A 9,343-nucleotide genomic window follows, 5' to 3' on the forward strand; every position below is an offset into this window, starting at 1 on the left:
AACTATACATTAAGCTTTTGAAATAAGGCAACTTTTTCTTGGGCCTACTTCTTCAGCACGTGCAAAACGTCTTCAAGCTCGGCGATCATCTGCTTGATCAGCTGACGATACTGAGTGGTGTCGTCTTTGGCTTCGTCACCAGAAAGGCGCTGGCGTGCGCCGCCGATAGTGAAGCCTTGATCGTACAGAAGCGCACGAATCTGCCGAATCATCAGCACATCCTGACGCTGGTAATAGCGACGGTTGCCCCGCCGCTTTACCGGGTTCAGTTGTGGGAATTCTTGTTCCCAGTAACGTAGAACGTGGGGCTTGACCGCGCAGAGTTCACTGACCTCACCAATGGTGAAGTAGCGTTTGCCGGGAATTGCCGGTAGTTCGTCGTTATGACTTGGTTCCAGCATAGGCCTCGACCCTGGCTTTCAATTTTTGCCCTGGACGAAAAGTGACCACACGGCGAGCCGTGATTGGAATCTCTTCCCCTGTTTTCGGGTTACGGCCGGGTCGCTGGCGCTTATCGCGCAAGTCGAAGTTGCCGAACCCGGACAGCTTGACCTGTTCGTTCAGCTCAAGAGCCTGGCGGATCTCTTCAAAAAACAGCTCCACCAGTTCCTTGGCTTCCCGTTTGTTCAGGCCGAGCTCTTCATACAGACGTTCCGCCATTTCAGCTTTCGTCAGAGCCCCCATACGCTACTTCCTTAACGTGGCGTTGAACCTTTGTTCGAGGCAGGTGAGGATATTTTGCGTAGTAGTACTCACCTCATCGTCATTAAGAGTGCGCGATGGATGTTGCCAGGTCAAGCCGACGGCAAGGCTTTTTCTAAGCGGATCAATGCCTTTACCGTGATAGACGTCAAATAGCTTGAGGTCTGTCAGCCATTCTCCCGCCATTTCACGAATTGCCCCCAGCACAGCCTCGGCCGGCTGCTCGCGATCGACCAGCAGCGCCAGGTCACGACGCACTTCAGGGAAGCGCGATAGTTCGCTGAACGCCGGCATGCGGCCAGCAGCCACTTCAGCCAGGACCAGCTCGAAGAGGAACACCGACTGATCCAGGCCCAATGTCTTGGCCAACTCAGGATGCAGAGCCCCCATGAAACCAACTGGGCGCCCTTCCCGTTCGATGCGAGCAGTCTGGCCTGGATGCAGAGCAGGATGCTCGCCCGGCACGAAGCTGAAAGCATCAGCTGCACCGGCATAACCCAGCAGCGCCTCGACATCGGCCTTCAGATCATAGAAGTCGACGCTATCACGACTGTTGGCCCAACCTTCGGGCAGGCGGGTGCCGGTGATCACGCCAGCGAGCATGGCCTCTTGCTGCAGACCTTCCAGCTGACCAACAAAACGCAGGCCGCTCTCGAACAGACGCACGCGCGACTGCTGGCGATTGAGGTTGTGCTGTAGTGCCTTGACCAGACCCGGCCACAGCGAGGAACGCATGGCGGCCATATCGGCAGAGATCGGATTGGCCAGTTGCAGCGGCTCTACGCCTGGAGTGAACAGCTCGAAGAGCTTCGGGTCGATGAAGCTGTAGGTGATCGCTTCCTGATAACCACGGGCGACCAGCAGACGACGCAGTGCCGGCAGTTCCGCACGCGCTTCGGCTTTGGTCTGCGGCGCCAGGCGAGCTTGCGGGTAGCGTACCGGCAGACGGTTGTAGCCATACAGGCGACCCAGTTCTTCGATCAGGTCCACTTCCAGACTGATGTCGAAGCGATGACTCGGCACGCTGACCAGCCACTGGCCGGCACCCTGAGCGCTGACGCCCAGCCCCAGTGCAGTGAGCAGACGCTCGACCTCGACACCGTCCATATCCATACCCAGCATCTGGCTGATACGCTCGGCACGCAGGGTGATCGGCGCCACGCTAGGCAGGTCCGCCTCGCTACTCGCTTCGATGATCGGGCCTGCTTCGCCGCCGACGATTTCCAGCAGCAGCGCAGTAGCACGCTCCATTGCCTTACGTGCCAGCTGCGAGTCGACACCGCGCTCAAAGCGGTGCGACGCGTCGGTGTGCAGGCCATAGGAACGAGCCTTACCAGCGACAGCGATGTTGTCGAAGAAAGCGCTTTCCAGGAACAGATCGCGGGTATTGTCGCTCACACCGCTGTGCTCACCGCCCATCACGCCGGCGATGGCCAGCGCGCGGCCATGATCAGCGATGACCAGAGTATCGGCACGCAGGCTGACTTCCTGGCCGTCGAGCAACACCAGCTTCTCGCCCTCTTCAGCCATGCGCACGCGAATGCCGCCATTGATTTCGGCGAGGTCGAAGGCGTGCATCGGCTGGCCGAGCTCGAGCATCACGTAGTTGGTGATGTCCACCGCCGCATCGATGCTGCGAATATCGGAACGACGCAGGCGCTCGACAATCCACAGCGGGGTCGGGCGAGACAGGTCAACGTTACGCACCACGCGACCGAGGTAACGCGGGCAAGCCTTGGGCGCGAGCACCTCGACAGGGCGCACTTCGTCATGCGCAGGCGCAACGGCGTCGATAGCGACTGGCGAAACGGAAGCGCTGTACATGGCGCCGACTTCCCGAGCCAGGCCGGCGAGCGACAGGCAGTCACCACGGTTAGGGGTCAGGCCGATCTCGATGCTGGCGTCGTCCAGTTGCAGGTAGGCGCGAATGTCACTACCTACCGGCGCATCAGCCGCCAGCTCCATCAGGCCGCTGTTGTCGTCACTGATCTGCAATTCGGAAGCCGAGCACAGCATGCCTTGGGATTCTACACCGCGTAGCTTGGCCTTCTTGATCTTGAAGTCGCCCGGCAGCTCGGCGCCGATCATGGCAAACGGAATCTTGATGCCGGCGCGGGCATTGGGCGCGCCGCAAACGACCTGGAAAGTCTCGCTGCCATTGCTCACCTGGCATACGCGCAACTTGTCAGCGTCCGGGTGTTGTTCGGCGCTGAGGATCTCACCGACCACGATGCCACTGAAGGCGCCGGCCACCGGTTGCACCGCGTCGACTTCAAGGCCGACCATGGACAGGCGTGCGACCAGATCCTCGCGAGAAACGTCGGGATTCACCCAGCTGCGCAGCCATTGTTCACTGAATTTCATGTTGTCTGTTCTCCTTAAACGAATTCGATCACGAGGGGCGGCTGCTAGCGAAATTGCGCCAGGAACCGCAGGTCGTTATCGAAGAACAGGCGCAAGTCATTGACGCCGTAGCGCAGCATGGCCAGGCGCTCGACACCCATACCGAAGGCGAAACCGGAGTATTTTTCCGGGTCGATGCCGCTCATGCGCAGCACGTTCGGGTGGACCATGCCGCAGCCCATCACTTCCAGCCAACCGGTCTGCTTGCACACGCGACAGCCCTTGCCACTGCACATAACGCACTGCATGTCGACTTCGGCCGACGGCTCGGTGAAGGGGAAGAAGGAAGGACGGAAACGCACACCCAGTGGTTTTTCGAAGAACACACGAAGGAATTCCTCGATGGTGCCCTTGAGGTCAGCGAAGCTGATGTCCTCGTCGACCAGCAGGCCTTCGACCTGGTGGAACATCGGCGAGTGGGTGATATCGGAGTCGCAGCGATACACACGACCAGGGCAAACGATACGGATCGGCGGCTGCTGCGATTCCATGGTGCGCACCTGCACCGGCGAGGTGTGGGTGCGTAGCAGCATGTTCGCGTTGAAATAGAAGGTGTCGTGCATCGCCCGCGCCGGGTGGTGGCCAGGGATGTTGAGCGCCTCGAAGTTGTGGTAGTCGTCTTCGACTTCCGGACCCTCGGCCACGTTGTAGCCGATATGGGTGAAGAACTGCTCGACACGCTCGAGCGTGCGAGTGACCGGGTGCAGACCACCGGATGCCTGGCCACGACCTGGTAGGGTCACGTCAATCCGCTCGGAAGCCAGCTTCTCGGCGAGCAAGGCCTGCTCAAGCACGGATTTGCGGGCATTCAGGGCGTCTTGCACTTGATTCTTGGCAGTGTTGATCAGGGCGCCAGCCTGTGGGCGCTCTTCAGCCGACAGCTTGCCCAGAGTCTGCATCAGGGCGGTCAGTTCGCCTTTCTTGCCAAGGTACTGAACCCGGAGCTGTTCCAGGGCATTGACATCTTCACTTCGTTGCACGGCCTCAAGCGCTTGCGAGACCAATGCATCCAGATTTTCCATTTACAGACTCCAGATACGAAATAGGGGAAGAGCTGTTAAGGCTCTTCCCCTATCTTTGACGTTGCCACCGGGCGAACCCGGTGATTGTCGGGGGACTTAAGCCAGAACGGCCTTAGCTTTCTCGACAATCGCAGCAAACGCCGCTTTTTCGTTCACTGCCAGATCAGCCAGAACCTTACGGTCGATTTCGATCGACGCTTTCTTCAGGCCAGCGATCAGACGGCTGTAGGACAGACCGTTGACGCGAGCACCAGCGTTGATACGAGCGATCCACAGAGCGCGGAATTGACGTTTTCTCTGACGACGGTCACGGTAGGCATATTGACCAGCCTTGATGACAGCCTGCTTGGCAACACGGAACACACGCGAACGAGCGCCGTAGTAACCTTTAGCCAGTTTCAGAATTTTTTTGTGACGAGCACGAGCGATAACGCCACGCTTAACACGAGCCATGAGTAATTACCTCTAAGTATCTTGACCGATTAACGAACGCGCAGCATGCGCTCGACTTTAGCTTTGTCCGACGGGCCGATCAGCGAGCTGCCACGCAGCTGGCGCTTACGCTTGGTGGACATTTTGGTCAGGATGTGGCTCTTGAACGCATGCTTGTGCTTGAAGCCTGTAGCAGTCTTCAGGAAGCGCTTTGCAGCACCGCTCTTGGTTTTCATTTTTGGCATGTTTAGTACTCCGCATTCATTAACAACTGATAACCATCAGGCCTGCCAGTGCCCGGGAGGTTATTTACGCTTCTTGGGAGCGATGACCATCATCAGCTGGCGTCCTTCCAGCTTAGGATGCTGTTCTACGGTGCCGAGTTCGGCGAGGTCGGCTTCGACCCGCTTGAGCAGCTCCATACCCAGCTCCTGGTGAGCCATCTCACGACCGCGGAATCTCAGAGATACCTTGGCCTTGTCCCCATCTTCAAGGAAACGTACCAGGTTGCGTAGTTTTACCTGGTAATCCCCTTCTTCCGTCCCTGGACGAAACTTGATTTCTTTGATCTGTTGCTGGTGCTGATTCTTCTTGGCGATAGCAGCCTGCTTCTTCTTCTCGAACAGGTGCTTGCCGTAGTCCATGATGCGGCAGACGGGTGGCACTGCATCAGCCGAGATCTCTACCAGATCCAGCTTGGCTTCTTCAGCCACGCGCAATGCCTCATCGATCGAAACAATACCGACCTGCTCGCCGTCAGCGCCGATTAGGCGGACTTCACGAGCGGTGATGTTTTCGTTGATCGGCGCCTTAGGGGCGGCCCGCTTGTCCTGTCTCATTTCACGCTTAATAGTTATTACTCCAAATCTTGGCGACCACGCCGGGAAACCGCTTGCTGCAACTGTGCGGCGAACTGCTCGATGGGCAGAGAGCCCAGATCGACGCCTTCACGGGTACGGACAGCAACGGATCGAGTCTCGACCTCCCGATCTCCAATAACCAAGAGATAGGGAACCTTGAGCAAGGTATGCTCGCGGATTTTAAAGCCGATCTTTTCGTTTCTCAAGTCAACCTTGGCACGAAAACCGCTTTGATTGAGAGTTTTCTCGACTTCACGGGCAAAATCGGCCTGCTTGTCGGTGATATTCATGATCACCGCCTGGGTCGGAGCGAGCCAAGCCGGGAAAGATCCGGCGTAGTGCTCGATCAGCATACCAATGAAACGCTCGAACGAACCGAGGATCGCGCGGTGCAGCATGACCGGGCGCTTGCGGTTGTTGTCTTCGGCGATATAGCTGGCATCCAGGCGCTCAGGCAGGTTCGGATCGTACTGCAGCGTACCGCACTGCCAGTTACGCCCCAGGCAGTCACGCAGGGTGAATTCGATCTTCGGACCGTAGAAGGCGCCCTCACCCGGCTGATATTCCCAGGCCAGGCCGGATTCATTCAGCGCCTCAGCCAACGCACCCTCGGCGCGATCCCACAACTCATCGGAGCCCACGCGCTTGGCAGGACGGGTCGAGAGCTTCATGGCGATATCGGTGAAGCCGAAGTCCGAATAGACCTGCAGGGTCAGCTTGATGAAATCGGCCGCCTCCTTCTTCACCTGCTCTTCAGTGCAGAAGATGTGCGCATCGTCCTGCACGAAGCCACGCACGCGCATGATGCCGTGCAGCGCACCGGACGGCTCGTTACGGTGGCAAGCACCGAACTCGGCCAGACGCAGCGGCAGGTCGCGATAGGACTTCAGGCCCTGATTGAAGATCTGCACGTGGCACGGGCAGTTCATCGGCTTCACTGCGTAATCACGGTTTTCCGAGGCCGTGGTGAACATGTTCTCGGCGTAGTTGGACCAGTGGCCAGAACGCTCCCAGAGAATACGATCGACCACCTGCGGCGTGCGCACCTCAACATAGCCGTTCTCACGCTGCACCTGGCGCATGTACTGCTCCAGCACCTGGTAGACAGTCCAGCCATTGGGGTGCCAGAACACCATGCCCGGCGCTTCTTCCTGCAGGTGAAACAGATCCAGCTGCTTGCCGATGCGACGGTGATCGCGTTTTTCAGCCTCTTCGATGCGCTGGATATAGGCAGCCAGCTGCTTCTTGTCAGCCCAGGCAGTGCCGTAAACACGCTGCAGTTGCTCGTTCTTCGAGTCACCGCGCCAGTAAGCACCGGAAATACGAGTCAGCTTGAACGCCTTGAGGAAGCGCGTGTTCGGCACGTGCGGGCCGCGGCACATGTCGACGTACTCTTCATGGAAGTACAGACCCATGACCGTTTCGTCCGGCATATCGTCGATCAGGCGCAGCTTGTATTCCTCGCCACGAGCTTTGAACAGCTCAATGACCTCGGCGCGCGGGGTCATCTTCTTGATGACGTCGTAGTCCTTCTCGATCAACTCGGCCATGCGCTTTTCGATGGCTGCCATGTCTTCCGGCGTGAAAGGACGATCGATGGCGATGTCGTAATAGAAGCCTTCATCGATAACCGGGCCGATCACCATCTTGGCGTTCGGATACAGCTGCTTGACTGCATGCCCAACCAGGTGAGCGCAGGAGTGGCGGATGATTTCCAGCCCCTCTTCGTCCTTCGGCGTGATGATCTGCAAGGTGGCATCGGCATCGATCACGTCACAGGCATCGACCTGCTTGCCGTTTACCTTGCCAGCCAGGGTGGCCTTGGCCAGACCCGCACCAATGGATTGAGCGACCTCCAGCACGGATACCGGATGATCGAACGAACGTTGACTGCCGTCGGGAAGAGTAATGATGGGCATGGCGCCTCCTCTCCTAGTGGTGACCCCTACCAAAGGTCACGTGGGTTGGGATGAGCCAGGAAGCGATTCGGCGGTATACCCGCCTAACAATGGCAGGAGCCCAAGGGCCAACCAGACCGAACCAAGTCACTGGAAGTAAAGAGTGCGGATGCTTTCAGAAAGCCTGAGCTCTGACAAGCAGCAGCCTGCAACAAACACGCAAAGCCTGCTCGAAAAATTCGAGCAATAAAAAAGGGGTCGCTTAGCGACCCCTTTTTATCGATTTGGTAGGCACAATTGGACTCGAACCAACGACCCCCACCATGTCAAGGTGGTGCTCTAACCAACTGAGCTATGTGCCTTCGATGGGTGCGCATTCTACGCAGATCTTTTTGGCCGTCAACAGATTTTTTCGCTAACTCACTGAAATAGGCCAATTTTTTATCGAAATCGGATCGTTGAATATTTTGCACGGGCACTAGCCGGCTATTTTCAACTCAGGTAGCATCGGATCATTCGTAAAAAATAAAGAACAGAGGTTCAAGATGGCGCACATGGCATATCCACAATCCTATTACGCCGCTTCAGCCAACCCCGTGCCGCAACGGCCTGCCCTGCAAGGCGAGGTGGAAACCGATGTGTGCATCATCGGCGCGGGTTACACCGGTCTGTCCACTGCGCTGTTTCTGCTGGAGAACGGTTTCAAGGTGAGCATCGTCGAGGCGGCCAAGGTTGGCTTTGGCGCTTCCGGCCGCAACGGCGGACAGATCGTCAACAGCTACAGCCGCGACATCGACGTGATCGAACGTACGGTCGGCCCCAAGCAGGCGCAACTGCTCGGGCAGATGGCGTTCGAGGGCGGCCGCATCATTCGTGAACGCATCGCCAAGTACGACATCCAGTGCGACCTGAAGGATGGCGGCGTATTCGCCGCGCTGACCGGCAAGCAGATGGGCCATCTGGAATCGCAGAAGAAGCTGTGGGAGCGCTACGGCCATACCCAGCTGGAGCTGATGGACGCCAAGCGTATTCGCGAAGTGGTTGCTACCGAGAACTATGTCGGCGGCATGCTGGACATGAGCGGTGGGCATATTCATCCGCTAAACCTGGCTTTGGGTGAAGCCGCTGCAGTGGAATCGCTGGGCGGGGTGATCCATGAACAGTCCCCGGCCACGCGCATCGAGCGCGGCGCCACCCCGGTGGTGCACACTCCGGAAGGCCGTATCAAAGCCAAATTCGTGGTGGTCGCCGGCAACGCCTACCTGGGCAATCTGGTGCCGGAGCTGGCGTCCAAATCGATGCCGTGCGGCACTCAGGTGATCACTACCGAGCCACTGTCCGATGAAGTCGCTGCCAGCCTGTTGCCGCAGGATTACTGTGTAGAAGACTGCAACTACCTGCTCGACTACTACCGCCTCACTGGCGACAAGCGCCTGATCTACGGCGGTGGCGTGGTGTATGGCGCACGCGATCCAGCCAACATCGAAGCGATCATCCGCCCGAAGATGCTCAAAACCTTCCCACAGTTGAAGAACGTGAAGATCGACTTCGCCTGGACCGGCAACTTCCTGCTGACGCTGTCGCGCCTGCCGCAGGTCGGTCGTATCGGCGACAACATCTACTACTCGCAAGGTTGCAGCGGCCATGGCGTGACCTACACGCACCTGGCGGGCAAGGTCCTGGCCGAAGCACTGCGCGGCCAGGCCGAACGCTTCGATGCCTTCGCCGGATTGCCGCACTACCCCTTCCCTGGCGGACGGATGTTCCAGGTACCCTTCAGCGCCCTCGGCGCCTGGTACTACACGCTGCGTGACAAGCTCGGCGTGTAATCCCGCCTATAAACAAAATCGGCGCCCGAGCAGACTGTGTGAAAACGTTCTGAACTGAACCGGTTCAATACAAACGCCTCGATTGATTCGGGGCGTTTGTGTTTTTACTAGTGCAATGATGCAAAGTGCAGCGCTCAGGTCAGCAGCTCGATCATGCGGCGTGCCCCGAGTACCGAAATAGCACGTTTGAGGTTGTA

9 protein-coding genes and 1 tRNA gene are annotated in these 9,343 nt (G+C 58.1%); 1 reads left to right on the forward strand and 9 read right to left on the reverse strand.

The genetic code is table 11. The annotated features are described in order from the left end of the window. Positions 1-44 precede the first annotated feature (44 nt). The 9 genes from ACNFCJ_RS15435 to ACNFCJ_RS15475 all read right to left on the reverse strand — a co-directional run bounded on the left by ACNFCJ_RS15435 (position 45) and on the right by ACNFCJ_RS15475 (position 7,679). A complete protein-coding gene (locus tag ACNFCJ_RS15435; RefSeq protein ID WP_013716019.1) occupies positions 45-401 on the reverse strand; it encodes a MerR family transcriptional regulator in 357 nt (118 codons plus the stop codon). Continuing rightward, the gene (ihfA, locus tag ACNFCJ_RS15440) at positions 382-684 is read right to left on the reverse strand and encodes an integration host factor subunit alpha (RefSeq protein ID WP_003243414.1); all 303 of its coding nucleotides are present in this window, start codon (positions 682-684) and stop codon (positions 382-384) included. Before ihfA ends, ACNFCJ_RS15435 begins: the two co-directional genes overlap by 20 nt. Before the next feature lie 3 nt (positions 685-687). Then, positions 688-3,066, reverse strand: coding sequence for a phenylalanine--tRNA ligase subunit beta (pheT, locus tag ACNFCJ_RS15445; RefSeq protein WP_416772269.1), 2,379 nt, complete (start codon positions 3,064-3,066; stop codon positions 688-690). Positions 3,067-3,110: 44 nt separating this feature from the next. Then, a complete protein-coding gene (gene pheS, locus ACNFCJ_RS15450) occupies positions 3,111-4,127 on the reverse strand; it encodes a phenylalanine--tRNA ligase subunit alpha (protein ID WP_017676600.1) in 1,017 nt (338 codons plus the stop codon). A 96-nt stretch (positions 4,128-4,223) separates the two neighbouring features. Next, positions 4,224-4,580, reverse strand: a complete 357-nt coding sequence (gene rplT, locus ACNFCJ_RS15455) for a 50S ribosomal protein L20 (protein WP_003243409.1) — start codon at positions 4,578-4,580, stop codon at positions 4,224-4,226. Between the two features lie 29 nt (positions 4,581-4,609). Beyond that, positions 4,610-4,804, reverse strand: a complete 195-nt coding sequence (rpmI, locus tag ACNFCJ_RS15460) for a 50S ribosomal protein L35 (RefSeq protein WP_003461222.1) — start codon at positions 4,802-4,804, stop codon at positions 4,610-4,612. A gap of 60 nt (positions 4,805-4,864) precedes the next feature. Next, entirely contained in the window at positions 4,865-5,416 is a 552-nt protein-coding gene (infC, locus tag ACNFCJ_RS15465) for a translation initiation factor IF-3 (RefSeq protein WP_177342863.1), read from the reverse strand. After that, a complete protein-coding gene (gene thrS, locus ACNFCJ_RS15470) occupies positions 5,416-7,338 on the reverse strand; it encodes a threonine--tRNA ligase (protein ID WP_416772271.1) in 1,923 nt (640 codons plus the stop codon). The genes infC and thrS overlap by 1 nt, the downstream gene beginning before the upstream one ends. A gap of 264 nt (positions 7,339-7,602) precedes the next feature. Beyond that, positions 7,603-7,679: transfer RNA gene (locus ACNFCJ_RS15475), tRNA-Val, on the reverse strand. A gap of 183 nt (positions 7,680-7,862) precedes the next feature. On the opposite strand from ACNFCJ_RS15475, the gene ACNFCJ_RS15480 reads away from it, so the two are divergent. Further along, complete coding sequence (locus tag ACNFCJ_RS15480) at positions 7,863-9,146, forward strand: NAD(P)/FAD-dependent oxidoreductase (protein ID WP_416772273.1); 1,284 nt, start codon at positions 7,863-7,865, stop codon at positions 9,144-9,146. Positions 9,147-9,343 lie beyond the last annotated feature (197 nt).

This window comes from Pseudomonas sp. NY15364 (assembly GCF_048068235.1).
Taxonomy (GTDB): domain Bacteria; phylum Pseudomonadota; class Gammaproteobacteria; order Pseudomonadales; family Pseudomonadaceae; genus Aquipseudomonas; species Aquipseudomonas mendocina_D.